Below are 19690 nucleotides of genomic sequence, written 5' to 3'. Positions count from 1 at the left end.
AAAGCGCAACGCCGCCCGCGGCGATGCTGTTCATGCTGTCCACCTATGTCTTTTTCACCTTTCTCGACACATCGAGCAAATATCTGGTGCTGGCCGGCGTCTCGGCGCTGATCGTCGCCTGGGCCCGCTTCACCGTCCATGTCCTGCTTGTCGGCGTCTTCCTGCGCGGCTGGCGCGAGCCGTCGCGCTTCCGCGCCAACAATTTGCCGGCCCACATCCTGCGCGGCGGTCTGCTGTTCGGCTCGACGATGTGCAACGTCATGGCGCTCAAAACGCTTCAACTGGCCGAGACCACCTCGATCTACTTCTTCGGGCCGATGGTGATCACCGCCCTTGCCGGACCGCTGCTTGGTGAATGGGCCGGCTGGCGGCGCTGGCTGGCAATCCTGTCGGGCTTTGTCGGCGTGCTCGTCATTACAAGGCCGGGCATCGGCGTGTTCGGCATCGGCCATCTTTTCGCGCTCGGCTCGATGCTGTCGAACAGTTTTTACGTCATCATGACGCGGCGGATGTCAGCCAGCGAAACCTCGGAAAGCCTGATCCTGTTTTCGGCGCTGGCGCCGGCCGTGCTGCTTCTGCCGATGCTGCCGTTCTCGCATGGGCTGCCGCAGGATGGCTGGCACTGGTTCATACTGGTGATGCTGGGCGTGTTCGGCGCCGGCGGCCACTGGCTGCTGGTGCAGGCCTACCGCCTGGCGACCACCACGGCGCTGGCGCCGTACCCCTATTCGCAGATGGTCTGGATGATCCTGTCCGGCTGGATCATCTTCCACCAGTTCCCCGACCGCTGGACGCTGGTGGGTGCAGCCATCATCGTCGCCAGCGGCCTTTACATCATCCATCGCGAGCACCGTTTGCGGCTGCGCAATCGCACGACCGTCGATGTCGAGGCGGAGGCTCTGGCGAAAAAACTTTGATTTGCTCCGAATCCGATGGCATAACGCCGCATTTAAAAAATTTAAAAAACTCGGGGAGCCAAGGGCTGGCACAAAAGATCAAGCTTTCGACGATCGCGGATGCGCTTGGCGTCTCCACGGCCACCGTCTCCCTCGCCTTGCGCGACAGCCCGCTGGTCGCAGGCGCCACGCGTGACCGCATCAAGGAGCACGCGCGGGCCATCGGTTATATCTACAATCGCCGCGCCGCCTCACTGCGCACCTCGCGCTCGGGCATTGTCGGCGTCGTCGTGCATGACATCATGAACCCGTTCTTCGCCGAGATCCTGCGCTCGATCGAGAGCGAACTCGACCGCAGCCGGCAGACCTTCATCCTGTCCAATCACTACGACCAGCTGGAAAAGCAACGCACCTTCATCGATACGCTGCTGCAGCTCGGCGCCGACGGCGTCATCATGTCCCCGGCCATCGGCACGCCGGCCTCTGACATCGTCATGGCCGAGGAAAACGGCCTGCCGGCGGTGCTGATCGCACGCAGCGTGGAAGGCGCCGACGTGCCGGTGTTTCGCGGCGACGATGCCTATGGCACGGCACTTGCCACCAATCATCTGATCTCGCTCGGGCACAAGCGCATCGCCATGATCGGCGGCACCGACCAGACCTCGACCGGGCGCGACCGCTACCAGGGCTATCTCAACGCCATGGAGGCCGCCGGGCTTGAGGTCAGGCCGTCCTGGCGCATCGCCGGGCCGCGCACCAAGCAGGGCGGATTCGAGGCGGCTGGACAGTTTCTGGCGCTTAAAGACAAGCCAACCGCCGCTTGCTGCTGGAATGATCTGGTCGCCATCGGCCTGATGAACGGCATTGCCCGCGCCGGCCTGGTGCCGGGCGCCGACATCTCGGTGACCGGCTATGACGATCTCGAGGAGGCGGCAATCGCGACACCGGCGCTCACCACGGTCTGGAATGGCCAGCGCGAGGTCGGCCGCCGTGCCGCCAGCGCGCTGCTCGACAAGCTGAACGGACAGGCGGTACGGCCGTCACAGGAACTGATCAAGCCGGAACTGCATGTGCGCCAGTCGACCGGCAAGCCGGTGGAGCGTGCATGACCAAGACTGATGCGTTGCAGACCGTCGCCGTTCTGGTGCCAGGACATTTCAACGACCATGCGGTCGAGCGCATCGACCGCACCTTCAAGCGGGTCAAGATAGAGCGCGCCGATCCCGCCCTGGTCACCGACGAGATGCGCCATGACGTGCGCGCCATTGCGTCCTTCGCCGGCGTCAATGCGGCATTGATGGATGCATTGCCCAACCTCGAACTCATCGCCTCCTTCGGCGTCGGCTATGATTCGGTCGATGCCGGCCATGCGGCCAAGAAAAACATCATGGTCACCAACACCCCCGATGTTTTGACCGAGGAGGTCGCCGACACCACGATCGGCCTTTTGCTCAACACCGTGCGTGAACTTTACAAGGCCGAGAAATGGCTGCGCGACGGCAGTTGGGTGAAGAAGGGCAACTATCCCCTGAGCCGGCTGACCTTGCGCGGTCGGCATGTCGGCATTTTCGGCATGGGCCGCATCGGCCTTGCCATTGCGCGCCGGCTGGAAGCGTTCGGGCTGCCGGTGGCCTACCACAACAGGCGCAAGGTCGAAGGTCTGGCTTATGAATACCACCCGACGCTGAAGGGCCTTGCCGAAGCGGTCGATACGCTGATTTCCGTAGTGCCGGGCGGCGCTTCCACGGAGAAGGCGGTCAATGCCGAAATCCTGGCGGCGCTTGGCGCCAACGGCGTTTTCGTCAACATCGGCCGTGGCAGCACGGTCGACGAGGCAGACCTCGCCGCAGCGCTTGCCAACGGCACCATCGCCGCGGCCGGGCTCGATGTTTTCGCCGATGAACCGAATGTGCCCAAGGCTTTGCTGGAGGCGCCAACCTCGCTTTTGCCCCATGTCGGCTCGGCCTCGCACCATACGCGCCGCGCCATGGCGGATCTGTGCGTCGACAATCTGGTATCCTGGTTCAGCGAGCGCCGGCCACTGACCCCGGTGCCTGAGACGGCGCAAGTCAAGCCACGAAGCTGAGCGGCTCTCTGCCACGCTCGTTAACGTCGGCTTAACGCTTTGGAATCATTCTGCATCTGCGCCGGGGGGCGCGGAGTGCAAGATGACGAAACTTCCGGCATCGATTGCGGCAGCGGCACTTTTCGCCGGCTTTCAGCTGTTTCACGGCGGCAGCAGTGAAAGTTCGGCCAATGAAGCAAGGCCGGCAACCACCTTCAGGCTGGTCGCCAATGGCGACGAAGGCGACTGCGCGGTTAGCCGCGGCGCCGCGATTGACGATGGCCTGTCGCTGTTGACCGTGGCGCCGAATTGCCGCGGGCTGCTGCCCGGCATCGAGCGGGCAAAATTCTGGCGAGAGGGCGAGGACGGCACGATCGCGTTCAGCGCCGACGGCACCGACCCGATCGTCACCTTCTCGGTTGCGGATGGCGACGGCTACGAATCCTACGCTCCGGCCACGCCGCTGCTGTCGCTGGCGACAACCGGCGAACGGGATCAATCCGCCGGCAATTGATCGTCGGGATTTATTCCGCCGCCGCCCGTGCACCGGCCTTCGCCGCCGCATGCAGCCGCACCGCATCGCCGAAGGCGCGGAAGATCTTGGCCGAGTTGCCGTCCGACTTGACCCAGTATTCGGGGTGCCATTGCACGCCGACGGCGAAGGCGCGGGCGTCCTTCACCGAAACCGCCTCCACCGTGCCGTCGCCGGCAACCGCCTCGACCTGCAGCTTCGAGCCGAGCCGGTCGATGCCTTGGCGGTGCAGCGAGTTGACCTTGATGTCGCTGGCGCCGAATACACCGGCCAGGCAGCTGCCCGGCTTGATCGAAATGGTCTGGTGAATGGCGAAACGTTCGTCCTGGTTGTCGCTCACGGGCGCGCGATGGTCCAGCGAACCTTCGCGCTCCTGGATCTCGGTGCCAAGCGTGCCGCCCAGCGCCACGTTCAACTCCTGGATGCCGCGGCAGATGGCAAGCAGCGGCACGCCGCGCTCGATCGCCTTGCGGATCAGCGGCAGCGTGGTGGAATCGCGCGCCGGGTCATAGGGGCCGTTGGCTTCGCTGGCGTCGCCGCCATAGAGTGATGGATGCACGTTGGACTTGGAGCCGGTGACCATGACACCGTCGACCGAAGACAACAGCTCGTCGAAATCGAGCCGGTCGCCGAAGGACGGCACCAAAAGCGGGAACACGCCGGCGCCGGAAAGTGCTGCCTCGATATATTGCTGCGGGACGGCATGCCAGGTGTAGTTGTCGAACTGACGGACGTCGGTCGATATGGCGACGAGCGGCTGGTGCATTTTGGGTCCGGATTCCATTTGGAGCGAAGCGAATAATCTATTGTGCCTGCAAAATAGGCGATCCGAAGGCGCTTTTCCATGGCAAGTTTCGCCATCTCGCATGGGCCACGCGGCGAACGTTAGACTATAGTTGCAGGCTGGCTGGCCGGCCCGCGGATTTGTCGCCAGCGCCGCCGTCAAATCCCGCTGCCATGCTGGACTCGACCCCTTGCCCGTGTATTGTTTCGGCAAATCGATACCGGGCGCGAGGAGATGTCCCTGATGTCGGTTTGTTGGTCCAAAAGGGAGGTTCTGCATGGATCGTCGTTCATTCATCCGCAAGGCCGGGGTCACCGGCGTGGGCGCTGCGGCGGCTGCCGCGACGCTAGCCGCACCGGCAATCGCCCAGTCCAATCCGAAAGTGACGTGGCGGTTGGCGTCATCCTTCCCCAAGTCACTCGATACGATCTATGGCGGCGCGGAAGTCTTCTCCAAGATGCTGTCTAAGGCGACGGACGGCAATTTCCAGGTCCAGGTCTTCGCCTCCGGCGAACTCGTGCCCGGCCTGCAGGCGGCCGACGCCACCACGGCCGGCACCGTCGAGGCCTGCCACACGGTGTCATACTATTACTGGGGCAAGGACCCGACATGGGCGCTGGGTGCGGCAGTGCCGTTCTCGCTCAACGCGCGCGGCATGAATGCCTGGCACTATCATGGCGGCGGAATCGACCTGTTCAACGAGTTTCTTGCCACGCAAGGCCTGTTCGGCCTGCCGGGCGGCAACACCGGCGTGCAGATGGGCGGCTGGTTCCGCAAGGAGATCAACACCGTCGCCGACCTCTCCGGCCTCAAGATGCGCATAGGCGGCTTTGCCGGCAAAGTGGTCTCGAAGCTCGGTGTCGTGCCGCAGCAGATCGCCGGTGGCGACATCTATCCGGCGCTGGAAAAGGGCACCATCGACGCCGCCGAATGGGTCGGCCCCTATGATGACGAGAAGCTCGGCTTCTACAAGGTCGCGCCCTACTACTACTATCCCGGCTGGTGGGAAGGCGGTCCGACCGTCCATCTCCTGTTCAACAAGGCGAAGTACGAAGAGCTTTCGCCGGCCTACAAGTCGCTGGTGCACACGGCCGCGCACGCGGCAGACGCCAACATGCTGCAGAAATACGACTATCTCAATCCTGCAGCGGTGAAGCGGCTGGTGGCCGGCGGCGCGAAATTGCGCCCGTTCAGCCAGGACATCATGGCCGCCTGTTTCGAGAAGGCCAATGAGGTCTACACCGAAATGGAAGCCACCAACGCGCCGTTTAAGAAGATCTGGGACTCGATCAAGGGCTTCCGCAAGGAGCACTATCTGTGGGCCCAGGTGGCCGAGTACAATTACGATACCTTCATGATGGTCCAGCAGCGCAACGGCAAGCTGTAGGAACATTAGCCCCTTCTCCCCGTCACTATACGGGGAGAAGGTCCCGGCAGGGGGATGAGGGGCGGCGCAAACTTCGGCGATCGCCTTGGGCCTGGTAGGCGCCTTGAGCCCGAAATTATACCTTATCCATCCAAGCGTTGACGCTGCCCCTTACCTGCCTGCCGGCATCCTCTCCCCGTATAGTGACGGGGAGAGGGGCGCGGTCATCGCCGTTTCGCCAATCGCCAACGTCGCAGGATTGAGGCTGCCCTTCAATCCCTGCCCGGCACCACCAACACCTTGACCTCGCCGGGGGCGGCCGGGTTGGCGATCACCGAGGCGGCTTCCTCCAGGCCGACCTGCCTTGAGATGAGCTTGTCGATCTCGATTGCGCCGGACGCGACAAGGTCCGCTGCCCGCCTGTGGGTGAAGGGATTGATGAACGAGCCGAGAACCTTCAGTTCGCGAAACAGGATGTCGAACGGTTCGAAGGGCACTTTCACGCCTTGCGGCATCACGCCGACGATCACCACCGTGCCGCCGGACTTCGCCAGCCTCACCGATTGTTCGACGGTATCGGGGACACCGGCGCATTCGAGCACCACGTCGGCCCCGCCGGGCACAAGGCCGGCTGGGCCGGCGATCGCCTCGATCGGGTCGACCGCGCTTGGGTCGACCGTCGCCGTTGCACCGAGCTCTTCGGCGAGCGCACGGCGGGAGGCCTGCCGCGTCGACAGGATGGTCGCCGCTCCTGCGAGCCTCGCCAATTGCACCGTAAGCAGGCCGATGACGCCGCCACCAAGCACCACGACGGCAGCGCCAGGCCTGATGCCGGCGAGGTCGACAGCGTGCAGGCAGCAGGCCAGCGGCTCGCAGAAGGCGCCATGCGTTGGCTTGAGGTTCGCAGGCAGAAGGAAGGCCTGGCTCTGCGGCATCACGACGTAGTCGGCGAAGCCGCCGTCGCGGTGGATGCCGATAGCCCTGAGATTGCTGCACAAATTGACCCGGCCGGCCCGACAATGACTGCAGCGCCCGCAGAAGATGTTGGGATCGCCGGTAACACGGTCGCCGACGGCGATGCCGGAAACCGCGTCTCCAACGGCCTCGACGATGCCGCAGAATTCGTGACCAAGCGTCACCGGCGGGCTCGAAGGGAATTCGCCGTGGAGGAGGTGACGGTCGGTGCCGCAAACGCCGCAGGCTTCGACGCGCACCAGAACGTCCTGCGGTCCCGCAATAGGCTTGTCGACCTCCCGTAGCGCAATGCTGCCCACGGCTTCCAGGCGCACGGCTCTCATAACATCCTCACTCAGGTTCCCAGTGTTCACACATCAGTTGAAGTTCGGCGGCTGCGACAGGTCGGTCGCCGGCGCCGCCGGCTTGGCGGGCGGCGTCTCGCCGAAATTCGGCGGCTGCGAGAGATCGTTCGACGGTGGCGCCGCGGGTGACGCGCCACCGTTGGCTGGTGGTGGTGTGCCGAGAGGCGCAAGGCCCGGCATATCAGGCAAGTTGATCTCGATCGCTCCCGGATCGACGGCCGCACCCTTGTAGCGCATGACCATTTGCGGGAAGGCGATGGTCAGCCCGATCATGATCACCTGGATGCAGACGAAGGGCACGGCGCCCCAATAGATCTGGCCGGTGGTCACCGGCGCGATCTGCTTGCCGGTGAGGCGATCGAGATAGGGCACGCGCGCGGCGACAGAGCGCAGGTAGAACAGCGCAAAGCCGAAAGGCGGGTGCATGAAGCTTGTCTGCATGTTGACGCCGAGCAGCACGCCGAACCAGATCAGGTCGATGCCGAGCTTATCGGCAGCCGGTGCCAAGAGCGGTACGATGATGAAGGCGAGCTCGAAGAAGTCGAGGAAGAAGGCGAGCACGAAGACCAGGATGTTGACGCCGATCAGGAAGCCGACTTCGCCGCCCGGCAGCGACGTCAACAAATGCTCGACCCAGACGTGGCCGTTGACGCCGTAGAAGGTCAGCGAGAACACCCGCGCGCCGATCAGGATGAACAGCACGAAGGAGGAAAGCCTGGTCGTTGACGCCAGCGCCTGCTTGATGACATCCAGCGACAACCGCCCCTTCATGGCTGCCATCGCCAGGGCGCCAACCGCGCCCATGGCGCCGCCCTCCGTCGGGGTGGCGATGCCAAGGAAGATGGTGCCCAGCACCAGGAAGATCAGCGCCAGAGGCGGGATCAAAACGATGATCACCTGCTGCGCCAACCTGGACATCATGTTGATGTTCAGGCCCTTGTCGGCGATCGCCACGATATAGATCAGGATCACCCCGATGCTGGCGCCAAGGATATCGGCATTGTCGCCATGCGCCGGCGCAAGGTAGCGATAGGCCGCATAGGAAGCCGCGACTGCCACCAGCAGTGCCGCGAGCAGCGACAGCACGCCGTGGCCAAGCGTGCGGGCCGCCAGCGGCAACGCCGGCATCGAGTTCGGCCGGACGATCGACATGATCAGGATGTAGAGAGTGTAAAGGCCGGTCAGCACCAGGCCGGGGATCAGCGCGCCGGCATACATGTCGCCGACCGAACGGCCGAGCTGGTCGGCCAGAACGATCAGCACCAGCGACGGCGGGATGATCTGGGCGAGTGTGCCGGATGCCGCGATGACGCCCGACGCCAGTCGTCGGTCATAGCCGTAGCGCAGCATGATCGGCAGCGAGATCAGGCCCATGGCGATGACCGAAGCCGCGACCACGCCCGTGGTAGCGGCAAGCAGCGCGCCGACGAAAATCACCGCATAGGCAAGGCCGCCGCGAACCGGGCCGAACAGCTGGCCGATCGTGTCGAGCAGGTCCTCGGCCATCCCCGATCGTTCCAGCACGATGCCCATGAAGGTGAAGAACGGGATTGCCAAGAGCGTGTCGTTCGACATCACCCGGCTGCCGTAGAAATTGTCGGGCAGCGCATGCAGCAGCGGCCACGCCAGGTTGATCGAGCCGCCCGAATAGGGCGACAGCACGACGCCGATGAAGAAGAACATCAGGCCGTTTGCGGCGAGTGAAAAAGCGACGGGATAGCCGATCAGCAGGAAGATGATCAGCGAAGCGAACATGATCGGCGCCATGTTCTGGGCGATGAACTCGATCATGGGCGCGCCTCCTGGGCGAGCGCCTTGGCCTCTTCAGCAAGGGCTTTAGCCTCGAGCTCGGCCTGTTCGTGCACCGAGATGAACGGATTGGGATCGTCCATGTCGCCGCGCATGATGGCGATCTTCTTGATGATCTCGGAGATGCCTTGCAGCGCCAGCAGGAAGAAGCCGACGAGCAGGATCGCCTTGGCCGGCCAGATGATCAGGCCGCCGGAATTGTTCGACATTTCGCCGCTGCGGAACGACAGCGACACGTAGGGGACAAAATAGATCACCATCAGCGTCACGAACGGCATCAGGAAGAAGACATGACCGAGCAGGTCGATCCAGTGCTGCACGCGGCGCGACCACATGCCGTAGACGATGTCGATGCGGATATGGTCATTCTGCTTCAGCGTATAGGCGGCGGCCAGCATGAAGGCGGCGCCGAACAGGTACCACTGCAGTTCCAGCCAGGCATTCGACGACACGTCGAAGACCTTGCGGATGATGGCATTGGCGGCGCTGACCAGGATTGCCAGCAGGATCAGCCACGATATCCACCGGCCGATGAACTCGTTCATACGGTCGATCGTTCTGGATAGAGCGAGCAGCCCTGCCATGCATTTCCTCCCTGAGGTCGAAGGCGCGCCGGCTCCCCTATTTTCCGTCGCGCCGCTGTGGCCCAACGGTATGCCGTGCGTGGTTCGGCGGGTCAACATGGCATGGGCGCGATCAACGCCGTCGTGACGGGAGGCAGGGGATAAGTGCCGACCGGCTGCTGCGTCATGCAACCAAAGTCTGACAGCGGATGCGGCGATCAGGCGATCTTCTGCTGGTCGCGGCCGGGACCGATCAGCACAAGTGCCGCGACCAGGAACAGATACATCCAGCCATCGCGCCATTCGATCGGGAAATAGCCGGCCCATAGCGATTCGGCCATGCCGAAGGCGGCCGCACCGAGCGCGGCCCGAGGCGGCGAGAGATAGCCGCCCACCGCCGTCACGAACAGGATTTTCAGCCCGTAAACGAGGCCCGAGCCGAAGCTGACATTGCCGTAGTAAAGGGCGGCCATGATTCCGGCCAGCGCGGCGCAGAAACCGCCAAACAACACCGCATGCCGGAACACTGCGCGCACGTCCACGCCGCACATGGCAGCCGCTTTGGGATCGTCGGAGACGGCTCGCCAGCGGCGGCCGAAGCCCGAGCGGGCGAACGCCCATGCGGCGAGCATGATTGCCGCCAGAACCACCGCGCAATCGATGAGCTGGATCAGCGTCAGCGTCGCCTGGAAGCCGGCATCCTGAGCGAAGACAATGGGTTGCGCCAGCATAGGCGGCAGCCACCAGTCATGCGTGTCGGCGGCGATACGGCTTGCTTCCGACAGCACCAGCAGGATGCCGAGCGTCGTCACCACAATGGCATTGGGCGTGCGGTCGGCCAGCGGTTCGAAGACGCTGCGCGACAGCACGTGGCCGATCAGCGCGGCATAAAGGAAAGCCGTGACGACGCCGAGCACCACTGCCGCCAGCAAGGTCAGCCACAATACCTGATAGCCGAAGGCCACGGTCAGGATCATCGTCTGGCCGCAAAAGGCGAACAGCGCGCCATAGGCGAGATTGGTCCGGTGCAGGATGCCGTTGGTCAGCACGTAGCCGAAGGCAAGCAGCGCATAGAGCGCGCCGGAATGCAGCCCGTTCAGCACCTGCTGGAAGAAATAGAGCATAGACAGCTTTCCGGGCGCTGGAGCCCGCGCCAATGTTTGCATCGTAAAATCTAACTTGTCAAATGCGGTTTATCGGTTAGATTTCTGATATGACGGTATCTTGGACCCCGCATCGCTTCACCGGCGGCATTCTTGCGCTCGATACGGCCAACACCGTGGTGTTGCGCAACGATCCGGAAAAGACCTTCGACCGTTTTGACGATCCGGCCGAGATCGCGCGCTTCGCCGATGCCGCAAGCGGCTTTCGCGGTGCCGAGCTTGGCGGCAGACCGCTGGAGGCGACCTCGCCGGACAGGATCGCCCCGGTGGTGCTGGCGATCCGCGAGACGACCGACCGCCTGTTTCGCGGCGCGGTGTCGAAAGGTGCGCTTGCCGCCGGCGACCTCGCCGCTTTTCTCAAGGCCTGCGCCAACGGCCTCGATCGGAGCCCGGCCGAAATCGGCGCACCGGGTAGACCGTTCGGCGACCCATCGACGCCGATCGCGTTCGAGGCGGCGCTGGCGGTTTCGGCCTTGTCGCTGCTGCGCGACGACACGGTCGCCAGGCTCAGGATCTGTCCTAGTTGCAGCTGGCTGTTCGTCGACAGGAGCCGCAATTCCAGCCGCCTTTGGTGCGATATGGCTGTGTGCGGCAACCGCCAGAAAGCAAGCCGTCACTATCGCCGCCGCCGCACGGCGCCCCATGAGGTCAACAATGCCTAGCGGTGTTTTTCGTTCGATCCTTGTCGGTGCGGCGCTCATCGCAGCCGTAGCGCTTGGCGCCTGCCGCGACACCAGCGGCGACGGCAAGCTGTTCGAGGTTTCCGGCAAGGTCGTCGTCTTCAATTATCGCCTCGCCCGGGCAACCTATGTCGTGACGCTGCGGCCCCTGCAGCCGATGGGTGAAGGCCAGGTGGCGGTCGCCAGCTTCCAGAATCCTGCCGGCGGCCCTCCCCTGGTGATCGAGCAGAAGGTCTGGCCGAAGCTCGACAAGGTCAGCCTGGAAAGCCCGGCGCTGACCTGTATCGTCAAGGACAAGCCCTATGCGATTTCGATCAGCATCAGGGGTCCTGACGGCACGTTCCTGCAGAAGATCGACACGACGCTGATGTCGAGCGAGGACCAGTCGATCCTTCCCGACCGGCCGCTGGTGGTCGACCAGCTCTATACGGCCAATCCCGATCTTGCCGGCCATCCCGACGGCAAGCTGCCGGGTGAGCCGAAGCCGGATTGCTCGAAAGGCTGACGCGTCTTTGCCCGGCGCGACTGCGTGGAAATTTTTGGTCGCCGGACAACCGCCGCGGACCGATTTCGTGCCAGATACGCGACGGCAGCGGATCGTTCGTTGCGCTTTGCCTGGCACTTTCGATTTCGTTTGACCTGCCTTGCAAGCGGAGAAAGACTGCGCCATCTCACTCCTACGTTGGCTGCGCGCCCCGGTGCTGTCTCCGCAGAGGAAATGCCTGATGACGCTGCACGACGTCGCGCTCGACGACAAGTTCGATCTTGGTAAGGAGCGCATCTTCCTGTCCGGCGCACAGGCGGTCATCCGCATGCTTTTGATGCAGCGCGAACGCGACCGCCGGGCCGGCCTCAACACGGCCGGCTTCGTGTCCGGTTATCGCGGCTCGCCGCTCGGCGGCCTCGATATGCAGCTGTTGCGGGCGAAAAAGCAGCTGGCGCAGGCCGACATCGTCTTCCAGCCCGGCCTCAACGAGGAGCTTGCCGCCACCGCCTGCTGGGGCTCTCAGCAGACGGGATTGCTGGGTGAAGGCACGCATGACGGCGTGTTTTCGGTCTGGTACGGCAAGGGGCCGGGCGTCGACCGCTCCGGCGACGTTTTCCGCCACGCCAACCTCGCGGGATCGTCGAAGCATGGCGGCGTGCTTGCGCTGATGGGCGACGACCATATGGCCGAATCCTCGACCAATGCGCACGCCACCGAATTCCTGTTCGTCGACACCATGGTGCCGATCCTCAACCCGGCCGGCGTTCAGGAGATCATCGACTACGGCCTCTACGGCTTTGCCATGTCGCGCTTCGCCGGCACCTGGGCGGCTATCAAATGCGTCAAGGACAACATCGAATCGACGGCCTCGGTCGATGCCGCGCTCGAGCGCCTGAACATCGTCGTGCCGGAGTTCGATATGCCGCCCGGCGGCCTCAACATCCGCGACGAGATCGACATGCTCGGCCAGGAGGAGCGCCTGCATGAATACAAGCGCGCCGCTGCGTCCGCCTTCATCCATGCCAACGGCCTGAACCGCATCGTCTATTCGGGCGGCCGGGCGCCGAAGCTCGGTATCATCACGCTCGGCAAGAGCTATCTCGATGTCCGCCAGGCGCTGGAAGACATCGGCGTCGACGAGGCCGCCGCCAACCGCATCGGCATCCGCCTGTTCAAGGTCGGCTGCCCGTGGCCGCTCGACCTGCAGCATATCTCAGAATTCGCCCGCGGCCTCGACACCATCGTCGTCGTCGAGGAGAAGCGCTCGCTGATCGAGGTGCAGCTGCGCGAAAACCTCTACGGCACCGCCACCCAGCCGACGATCGTCGGCAAGAAGGACGAGCGCGGCGACTGGCTGTTCCCGGCCAAGGGCGCGCTCGACCCCAACGAGATCGCCATTGCGCTGGGCGAGCGCATCCTGCGCACAATCGGCCCTTCGGAAGAGATCACTGCCAAGGTGGCAAAGCTGCGCCAGTTCCAGGCGATGCTTGCCGACACCAGCGATATCGGTTCGCGCACGCCGTTCTTCTGCTCCGGCTGCCCGCACAATTCCTCGACCAAGGTGCCGGACGGCTCGATCGCCGCCGCCGGTATCGGCTGCCATTTCATGGCGCTGTGGATGGACCGCAACACGGTCGGCTTCACCGCCATGGGCGGCGAGGGCGCACAATGGGTCGGTCAGGCGCCATTCTCCAAGCGCGGCCACATCTTCCAGAATCTCGGCGACGGGACCTACAATCACTCCGGCACGCTGGCGATCCGCTTCGCGCTGTCGACCGATGCCAACATCACCTACAAGATCCTCTACAACGACGCCGTCGCCATGACCGGCGGCCAGCCGCATGAGGGCGGCCTGACTGTCGACATGATCGCCAGGCAGGTGCGCGCCGAAGGCGTCGAGCGCATCGCCATCGTCACCGACGAGCCGGACAAATATGCGGGGAAGGCCGAATTCCCCTCCGGCGCCACCATCCACCACCGCGACGACCTCGACCTCGTCCAGCGCGAGCTGCGCGACGTCAAGGGCGTCTCGGTGCTGCTCTACGACCAGACCTGCGCGGCCGAAAAGCGCCGCCGCCGCAAGCGCGGCACCTTCCCGGATCCCGACAAGCGGGTCTTCATCAACGAACTGGTCTGCGAGGGCTGCGGCGATTGCGGGGTGCAATCGAACTGCGTCTCGATCCAGCCGGTCGAAACCGAGTTCGGCCGCAAGCGCAGAATAGACCAGTCGAGCTGCAACAAGGACTTCTCCTGCGTCAACGGCTTCTGCCCGTCCTTCGTCACCGTGCACGGCGCCAAGATCAGGAAGGCCGAAGGCATTGCCGGGCGCTCCGACCCGCTTGACGGCGTGCCGGTGCCAGCCGAATTCCCGCTCGGCAGCGAGGGTTGGGCGGCGATCATCGACGGCGTCGGCGGCACCGGCGTCGTCACCATAGGTGCTGTGCTCGGTATGGCCGCCCATCTCGAGGACAAGGGCTGCGGCATGATTGACATGGCCGGCCTCGCCCAGAAGGGCGGCTCGGTGTTCACCCATGTCCGCATCGCCCGCACTCCGGACGACATCCACGCGATCCGCGTTTCGGCCGGCAAGGCGGACCTGGTGCTCGGCTGCGACCTCGTCGTCTCGGGCGCCAAGAAGGTGCTGGCCGCAGTGCGCGAAGGCCATACCATCTTCCTCGCCAACACCGCCGAGATCATGCCCGGCGAATTCGCCCGTTCGGCCGATTTCTCGCTGCCGATCGAGCGCCTGAAGAAGGCGATCCGTGCTGCCGCCGGCGAAGACAAGACGCATTTCTTCGACGCCACGCGCACCGCCACCCAATTGTTCGGCAATTCACTCGGCGCCAACATGTTCATGCTCGGCTTCGCTTTCCAGCATGGCGGGCTGCCGCTGTCGGCGCAAGCCGTTGAAAGAGCGATTGAATTGAACGGCGAGGCGGTGGCGATGAACATCGCCGCCTTCCGCTGGGGCCGGCGCGCCGCGCATCAGCCGGACTTTGTGCGCGGCCTCATCGCGCAACCGGGCAAGGCCACTGAGATCGCCGAGACGCTGGACGATATCATCGCCCGCCGCGTCGCTTTCCTCTCTGCCTATCAGAATGCCGCCTATGGCAGGCGCTATGTCGAGAAGCTGGCGGTTTTGCGTGCTGCCGAGGCCAAGGCCGTGCCTGGCTCGACCGCGGTGACCGAGGCCGCCGCCAGAAACCTGTTCAAGCTGATGGCGATCAAGGACGAATATGAGGTGGCGCGGCTCTACACCGACGGCTCCTTCGCTATGGAGCTCTCAAAACAATTCCAGAGCTACGACAAACTCGAATTTCATCTGGCGCCACCGATCATGGGCAGGCGCGGCAATGACGGCAAGCCGAGGAAATCGAGCTTCGGCCCGTGGATGATGAAGGGTTTTCGCCTGCTGGCGGCGCTGAAAAGCCTGCGCGGCACGGCCTTCGACGTGTTCGGCTACAGCGCCGAGCGGCGCATGGAGCGGCAGCTTCTGGCCCGCTATGAGGCCGATCTGGAGCTTGTCGCCAAGGCACTTGCGCCAGGCAGGATCGAGGCCGCCATCGCCCTTGCCTCGGTGCCGGCGCTCATTCGCGGCTACGGCCATGTGAGGCAGGCCAGCGCCGAAAAGGCAGAGGGCGAGCGCACAAGACTTGTCGAGCGGCTGGCCAACACGCCGGCGCGGCCTGAACTTCAGGCCGCCGAGTGATCGATACGCCTTGTTTACCTGAAGCTTGATTTCCCAATCTGCACTGCATTCGCCCGCCCTCGGCAAACGGGCCAAAACCGCTGTTCTAAGCCTTTCTTAAGGCTGGTGTGGCATGACAAGGCTTAGCGTTGGGCCAACGGTATGGACAGAGCAAAGACCGAAGACATCCCGGCGGATGTTTATATCCAGTTTGTGCGGGCGTTATCCGACAACGCCTACATGCTGGTGGTCGGCGGCGTATGCTACTGGATCCTCGGATTGACGATCTACCTGCGGACGCACGATCCGCTGTATCTTGGCTTCGCGTTCCTTCTGTTGTCGATCAGCCTTTGGCGTTACTTCAGCATCCGCAGCTTCCACAGGGGAGGCAGCCCTATAACCACTGTCGAAAAGGCAGAGGCGTGGGAACGCGGTTACATTCTGAAAGGCAGTGCGCAGGGCCTCGCGTTGGGGTCGTTGTGTTTCGTGTCGATCTACCTGCGTCCCGATGACTTCGCCGAAGTGGCGTCTGTGTCGTTGGCATTGACCACCCTGCTCACGGTTGTCGGCCGAAGCTACGGATCCAGGCGCATGGTGCAGATTTTTTCCGTGACCCTCATTGGGCCAGCAGCACTTGCGCTCTTCCTGCGCATGGGCGTCCCCGACTTCGTCCTCGGGCTGATGATCATCCCGACGACAATCGTCACCATCAGCAGCGCCGACCATGTCCGCAACGTTCTGTTCTCGGCGGTCATCGGTCACAGGCAGGCGAAGGAGTTGGCGCAAAAGTTCGATCGGGCACTAAATACCATGTCGCATGGCCTTGTCATGCTCGACTCGAACGAGAAGGTGGTCGTCGCCAACGCCGAGGCAGCACATTTGATGTCATTGAAATCGCCGGGCACGCTGCTGGGGCGGTCGATCCACGGCCTCTTGATGCGCGGCGTTGCCGGCGGCATGCTGGCCCCGAAGGACTGCCGCTACATCGAGGCACAACTGACGCGCGCCCTGCGCGAAGGCCGCGACCGCAAGGTACTGGTCTCACTCGCCAACGGCCAGCACTACGAATTCTCCGCCCGTGAAGGCAGCCAGGAACTGGGCGTCATTACATTCGAGGACGTGACGGCCCGCGTCGAGGCGGAGGAAAAGATCCGCTTTATGGCGCGCTACGACAGTCTGACCGGCCTGCCGAACCGCGCCTATTTCCACGAACTTGTCCGTGAAGCCATGGCCTCCGGCGAGCAGGAGCGGCTCTGCGGTCTGGCGGTGCTCGATCTCGACGACTTCAAGAGCGTCAACGACACCCTCGGCCATCCTGTGGGCGACGGGTTGATCTACGCCGTGGCAGAACGTCTCGCGGCGATTGCCGGACCTGGCATCACGGTCAGCCGCTTCGGCGGCGACGAGTTCATGATCTTCTTCGACCGTGTCGAGGACGAGAGCCATCTCAGCCCTCTCCTCGACCATATATTCGCGAACCTGCAGGGTGAGGTGGACGTCGCCGGCCACGACCTGCGCATCCAGGCCAGCGGCGGTGCGGTGCTGTCCAAGGTCAAGGACACAGAAGTTGATGCAATGATCGTCAAAGCCGACCTTGCCCTCTACAAGGCCAAGGAGCTCGGCAAGAACAGTTGGAGGCTGTTTGAGGCGGCAATGGACGCCGCCTTCCGCAATCGCCAGATGATGAAGGCCGATCTGCGCAACGCCGTGCAGGCCAGGGAATTACGCGTCGTCTATCAGCCGATCGTGGCTGTAAACACCATGCGCATCGCCAGCTGCGAGGCGCTCTGCCGTTGGGACCACCCGGATCTCGGCCCGATCTCACCCAGTGTCTTCATCCCACTGGCCGAGGAGATGGGTATTGTTTCCGACATAAGCACTTTCGTGTTGGAGGCCGCGTGCGCCGAATGCTCGAAATGGCCGACCCAGACCAGCGTGTCGGTCAACCTTTCGGCCAAGGACTTCCGCAATCGCGATATCGTCGAGAAGGTCAGAAATGCCTTGGCCAAGTCGGGCCTTGCGGCGCACCGGCTCGAAATCGAGGTCACCGAGACCGCCCTGCTCGACGACAAGTCGCTGACGCGCGAGTCGATCGAGGAATTGAAGGCACTCGGCGCGCGCATCGCGCTTGACGATTTCGGGACCGGCTACTCCAGTCTGAGCTATCTGCACAAGCTGCCGCTCGACAAGATCAAGATCGACCGCTCATTCCTGGTCGATGTGAACCAGAGCCGGCGGTCGCTCGACCTACTCAAGGGCATCGTCGGCCTGTCCCGGACATTGGGCCTTTCGGTCACCATCGAAGGGGTCGAGACCTTCGAGCAGCTGAAGACGCTGGTCCATTTGGTCAAGCCGGACTTCGTGCAGGGCTTCCTGTTCGGCGCCGCGCTCAGCGCATCGGGCATCGAGACGATGTCGAGCGTCACATGGCCGTTCGCCGCTGACCTGCATATCGCCGGCAAACGGACAGCCAGCTAAACGCAATCCCAGGAAAAATGCGAAGCGGTTTTCCGTCGGAATCGCGCCTGAGCAAAAGCAATCCAGGAAAAGTGCGAGCGGTTCTCCACTTGAATTGCATTTAAAAACACGCAGCAATTGTTCACTTGATGAAATGATGACCGCTCAGGCGTCGTTCAAGCCCGCGACGTCTTGGCGCTTTCAAGATCTGACTTCAGAATCATTTCGATGACCGCCGCCAGACCGGATCAGGCAACCACCCGCTGCGCCGTCTGTTTTCTCGTGTAAGACCGGTGAACGACCGCGCTCATTAAGGTTAACAAGCGGTAAACAAGCAATGTCGAATTTTCAGCTTGTGTCTCATTTCAACTCGAATAGCCTACTTCCAGGCGGAATTCGAGGAATGGCAATGAATACTGCGATGAAGAGTGCGTCGGCTGAGGCCAGCGCGAGGATCGACTCGGCTCTCAACCGATCCATGATGCAATTGCTGGATCATGTCGAATATCGTCTCATTACCGGGGGCGAAGATCTGGAGGCGATCTACCGACTCCGCTATAAGTCCTATCTGCGCTCAGGTATGTGCAGCCCGATCGCCAGCGGCATGTTCGAGGATCGCTGGGACAATCTGCCTAATTCCTATCGGTTCGGTGTCTACTGCTACGGCGAGTTGGTCAGTACAGTGCGCCTCCACTATATTTCCACAGACCAGCCGTACTCGCCTTCGGTCGACGCCTATCCCGAAGTATTGCTTCCCCGGCTTGCCCGCGGGGAAACGTTCATCGACGGAACTCGCTTCGCGACAGATCCGGACAGCGCGCCGGCGCCCGGAGTGCTGCCTTTCCTGACGCTCAGGATTTGCATGGCGGCCTACTGTTATTTTCGCCAGACCGCGATGTTTATCCCGATTAAGTTGGAGCATTCCGCTTTTTATGCCCGCTTCTTCAGCGCCACGCAGAGGACCGCGGGCAAGGCGTTTCCGGGCGTTCTCCCTCCGCTCGCATTGTTCGAAATTCCCGGTAATGAAGAGAATGTTCAACGGATACTCCACCGGTTGCCGTTCTTCAGATCGACAGCAACGGAGCAAAGGCTGATGTTTGGCAATCCGGCTATCAACCGGCTGACACCTTTGTCCATTCTGCCAACGGCGAAATACTACCGCGACGCCGCCTGAACGGATGTTCATTCTCGCGCCATGGATCTTTCCGCTGGCTTCGTCGTTATCGGTTGCCGCGCCGCATTCCTGGTGCTGCCGTAGCCCTGCGGTACCTCCGAATTGTTCACGCGAAAGCATGCCGACATGACTATCCACTCTCTCGCGCTTACCCCGCTCATCTCCCTGATCGCCGGTGTGCTGATCCTGGTGATGCCGCGGCTCCTTAATTACATCGTCGCGCTCTATCTGATCGTCGTCGGACTGCTCGGGCTGTTCCCGCATCTGGCCGGTTGAAACGCAAAACCCTCAACGTTGGACGCCAGGCCGGCGACAAGCCCATACCGCCGGCTTTCAACATTCCTTTGAGGCTATCGTCACTGGTCGTGCGGCAATAGCGCCATTGCTCTTGGCCCGGCTTTTCGCTATGTGCCTCAAAGATGTCTTCGAAGGGGTATTCCTATGGCTGATCACACGCCGACCGGTCCTGTCGAACTGGGCGCGAAGATGGACTATGCCGAACATGACCGCACCTATCATGGCTTTCTGGCGCTGGCCAAATACGGCTCGCTGTTCTGCGGCGCCCTGCTCCTGGCCATGGCTTTCGGCTTCTTCGCAGGCGGCTTCTTCTCCGCGACCATCCTGTTCGTGCTGATCCTCGCCCTCGGCGCCTTCATTCTCCGATAGTCTATACAGACCCCTTGCCAGGGCGTAGCCGGATATCCGGC

General features: G+C 63.0%; 17 protein-coding genes. 12 read left to right on the top strand and 5 right to left on the bottom strand.

What is annotated here, in order from left to right; all coding sequences use genetic code 11:
* Positions 1 to 32 precede the first annotated feature (32 nt).
* The 4 genes from NKH38_RS17770 to NKH38_RS17755 all read left to right on the top strand — a co-directional run bounded on the left by NKH38_RS17770 (position 33) and on the right by NKH38_RS17755 (position 3475).
* Positions 33 to 917, top strand: a complete 885-nt coding sequence (locus NKH38_RS17770) for a DMT family transporter (RefSeq protein ID WP_352447225.1) — start codon at positions 33 to 35, stop codon at positions 915 to 917.
* Positions 918 to 982: 65 nt separating this feature from the next.
* On the top strand, positions 983 to 2005 hold the full coding sequence (locus NKH38_RS17765) for a LacI family DNA-binding transcriptional regulator (RefSeq protein ID WP_023671355.1): 1023 nt from the start codon (positions 983 to 985) through the stop codon (positions 2003 to 2005).
* Positions 2002 to 2982 carry a 2-hydroxyacid dehydrogenase gene (locus NKH38_RS17760; protein ID WP_023703659.1) on the top strand — a complete coding sequence of 327 codons (981 nt, stop codon included), beginning with the start codon at positions 2002 to 2004 and terminating at the stop codon, positions 2980 to 2982. Before NKH38_RS17765 ends, NKH38_RS17760 begins: the two co-directional genes overlap by 4 nt.
* Before the next feature lie 82 nt (positions 2983 to 3064).
* Positions 3065 to 3475 (top strand): hypothetical protein, encoded by a 411-nt coding sequence (locus NKH38_RS17755; RefSeq protein ID WP_023671353.1) that lies wholly within the window; start codon positions 3065 to 3067, stop codon positions 3473 to 3475.
* A gap of 10 nt (positions 3476 to 3485) precedes the next feature.
* On the opposite strand, the gene NKH38_RS17750 is transcribed toward NKH38_RS17755, so the two are convergent.
* Positions 3486 to 4259, bottom strand: coding sequence for a gamma-glutamyl-gamma-aminobutyrate hydrolase family protein (locus NKH38_RS17750; protein WP_352762064.1), 774 nt, complete (start codon positions 4257 to 4259; stop codon positions 3486 to 3488).
* Between the two features lie 295 nt (positions 4260 to 4554).
* Between NKH38_RS17750 and NKH38_RS17745 the strand changes: the two genes are divergently transcribed.
* The gene (locus tag NKH38_RS17745) at positions 4555 to 5664 is read left to right on the top strand and encodes a TRAP transporter substrate-binding protein (RefSeq protein ID WP_352762063.1); all 1110 of its coding nucleotides are present in this window, start codon (positions 4555 to 4557) and stop codon (positions 5662 to 5664) included.
* 251 nt (positions 5665 to 5915) lie between these two features.
* Here the strand turns inward: NKH38_RS17745 and NKH38_RS17740 are convergent, their stop codons facing one another.
* From NKH38_RS17740 to NKH38_RS17725, 4 genes are all read right to left on the bottom strand, one after another.
* Positions 5916 to 6941, bottom strand: a complete 1026-nt coding sequence (locus NKH38_RS17740; protein ID WP_352762062.1) for a zinc-dependent alcohol dehydrogenase family protein — start codon at positions 6939 to 6941, stop codon at positions 5916 to 5918.
* A 33-nt stretch (positions 6942 to 6974) separates the two neighbouring features.
* The gene (locus NKH38_RS17735; RefSeq protein ID WP_352510590.1) at positions 6975 to 8753 is read right to left on the bottom strand and encodes a TRAP transporter large permease; all 1779 of its coding nucleotides are present in this window, start codon (positions 8751 to 8753) and stop codon (positions 6975 to 6977) included.
* Positions 8750 to 9355 carry a TRAP transporter small permease subunit gene (locus NKH38_RS17730; RefSeq protein WP_023683517.1) on the bottom strand — a complete coding sequence of 202 codons (606 nt, stop codon included), beginning with the start codon at positions 9353 to 9355 and terminating at the stop codon, positions 8750 to 8752. The genes NKH38_RS17735 and NKH38_RS17730 overlap by 4 nt, the downstream gene beginning before the upstream one ends.
* 197 nt (positions 9356 to 9552) lie before the next feature.
* Positions 9553 to 10458, bottom strand: coding sequence for a branched-chain amino acid ABC transporter permease (locus NKH38_RS17725; protein WP_023695936.1), 906 nt, complete (start codon positions 10456 to 10458; stop codon positions 9553 to 9555).
* 89 nt (positions 10459 to 10547) lie between these two features.
* Here NKH38_RS17725 and NKH38_RS17720 point away from each other — a divergent pair, with 89 nt between their 5' ends.
* The 7 genes from NKH38_RS17720 to NKH38_RS17690 all read left to right on the top strand — a co-directional run bounded on the left by NKH38_RS17720 (position 10548) and on the right by NKH38_RS17690 (position 19649).
* Positions 10548 to 11159 carry a CGNR zinc finger domain-containing protein gene (locus NKH38_RS17720; protein ID WP_352762061.1) on the top strand — a complete coding sequence of 204 codons (612 nt, stop codon included), beginning with the start codon at positions 10548 to 10550 and terminating at the stop codon, positions 11157 to 11159.
* On the top strand, positions 11152 to 11682 hold the full coding sequence (locus tag NKH38_RS17715; protein ID WP_352762060.1) for a hypothetical protein: 531 nt from the start codon (positions 11152 to 11154) through the stop codon (positions 11680 to 11682). The genes NKH38_RS17720 and NKH38_RS17715 overlap by 8 nt, the downstream gene beginning before the upstream one ends.
* A 220-nt stretch (positions 11683 to 11902) precedes the next feature.
* Positions 11903 to 15373: an indolepyruvate ferredoxin oxidoreductase family protein gene (locus NKH38_RS17710; RefSeq protein ID WP_352762059.1), complete on the top strand. Its 3471-nt coding sequence runs from the start codon at positions 11903 to 11905 to the stop codon at positions 15371 to 15373.
* A gap of 141 nt (positions 15374 to 15514) precedes the next feature.
* Complete coding sequence (locus NKH38_RS17705; protein ID WP_352762058.1) at positions 15515 to 17830, top strand: putative bifunctional diguanylate cyclase/phosphodiesterase; 2316 nt, start codon at positions 15515 to 15517, stop codon at positions 17828 to 17830.
* A gap of 382 nt (positions 17831 to 18212) precedes the next feature.
* Positions 18213 to 18983 (top strand): N-acyl amino acid synthase FeeM domain-containing protein, encoded by a 771-nt coding sequence (locus NKH38_RS17700; protein ID WP_031238378.1) that lies wholly within the window; start codon positions 18213 to 18215, stop codon positions 18981 to 18983.
* Positions 18984 to 19109: 126 nt separating this feature from the next.
* Positions 19110 to 19259, top strand: coding sequence for a DUF3096 domain-containing protein (locus NKH38_RS17695; protein WP_023729728.1), 150 nt, complete (start codon positions 19110 to 19112; stop codon positions 19257 to 19259).
* A gap of 165 nt (positions 19260 to 19424) precedes the next feature.
* Entirely contained in the window at positions 19425 to 19649 is a 225-nt protein-coding gene (locus tag NKH38_RS17690) for an aa3-type cytochrome c oxidase subunit IV (RefSeq protein WP_023671340.1), read from the top strand.
* Positions 19650 to 19690: the final 41 nt, after the last annotated feature.

Origin of the sequence: Mesorhizobium sp. M1078 (assembly GCF_040318615.1) — a bacterium.
GTDB lineage: Bacteria > Pseudomonadota > Alphaproteobacteria > Rhizobiales > Rhizobiaceae > Mesorhizobium.
Note: the sequence above shows the minus strand (reverse complement) of the source record. Positions and strands in the feature narration are given on the sequence as shown.

Bases quoted from the DNA above. Each gene is read 5' to 3' on its own strand.
- NKH38_RS17745 (WP_352762063.1), top strand. From the start codon at position 4,555: ATGGATCGTCGTTCATTCATCCGCAAGGCCGGGGTCACCGGCGTGGGC.
- NKH38_RS17750 (WP_352762064.1), bottom strand. From the start codon at position 4,259: ATGCACCAGCCGCTCGTCGCCATATCGACCGACGTCCGTCAGTTCGAC.
- NKH38_RS17740 (WP_352762062.1), bottom strand. From the start codon at position 6,941: ATGAGAGCCGTGCGCCTGGAAGCCGTGGGCAGCATTGCGCTACGGGAG.
- NKH38_RS17730 (WP_023683517.1), bottom strand. From the start codon at position 9,355: ATGGCAGGGCTGCTCGCTCTATCCAGAACGATCGACCGTATGAACGAG.
- NKH38_RS17710 (WP_352762059.1), top strand. From the start codon at position 11,903: ATGACGCTGCACGACGTCGCGCTCGACGACAAGTTCGATCTTGGTAAG.
- NKH38_RS17705 (WP_352762058.1), top strand. From the start codon at position 15,515: ATGGACAGAGCAAAGACCGAAGACATCCCGGCGGATGTTTATATCCAG.
- NKH38_RS17715 (WP_352762060.1), top strand. From the start codon at position 11,152: ATGCCTAGCGGTGTTTTTCGTTCGATCCTTGTCGGTGCGGCGCTCATC.
- NKH38_RS17695 (WP_023729728.1), top strand. From the start codon at position 19,110: ATGACTATCCACTCTCTCGCGCTTACCCCGCTCATCTCCCTGATCGCC.
- NKH38_RS17690 (WP_023671340.1), top strand. From the start codon at position 19,425: ATGGCTGATCACACGCCGACCGGTCCTGTCGAACTGGGCGCGAAGATG.
- NKH38_RS17735 (WP_352510590.1), bottom strand. From the start codon at position 8,753: ATGATCGAGTTCATCGCCCAGAACATGGCGCCGATCATGTTCGCTTCG.
- NKH38_RS17700 (WP_031238378.1), top strand. From the start codon at position 18,213: ATGGCAATGAATACTGCGATGAAGAGTGCGTCGGCTGAGGCCAGCGCG.
- NKH38_RS17725 (WP_023695936.1), bottom strand. From the start codon at position 10,458: ATGCTCTATTTCTTCCAGCAGGTGCTGAACGGGCTGCATTCCGGCGCG.
- NKH38_RS17755 (WP_023671353.1), top strand. From the start codon at position 3,065: ATGACGAAACTTCCGGCATCGATTGCGGCAGCGGCACTTTTCGCCGGC.
- NKH38_RS17760 (WP_023703659.1), top strand. From the start codon at position 2,002: ATGACCAAGACTGATGCGTTGCAGACCGTCGCCGTTCTGGTGCCAGGA.
- NKH38_RS17770 (WP_352447225.1), top strand. From the start codon at position 33: ATGCTGTCCACCTATGTCTTTTTCACCTTTCTCGACACATCGAGCAAA.
- NKH38_RS17720 (WP_352762061.1), top strand. From the start codon at position 10,548: ATGACGGTATCTTGGACCCCGCATCGCTTCACCGGCGGCATTCTTGCG.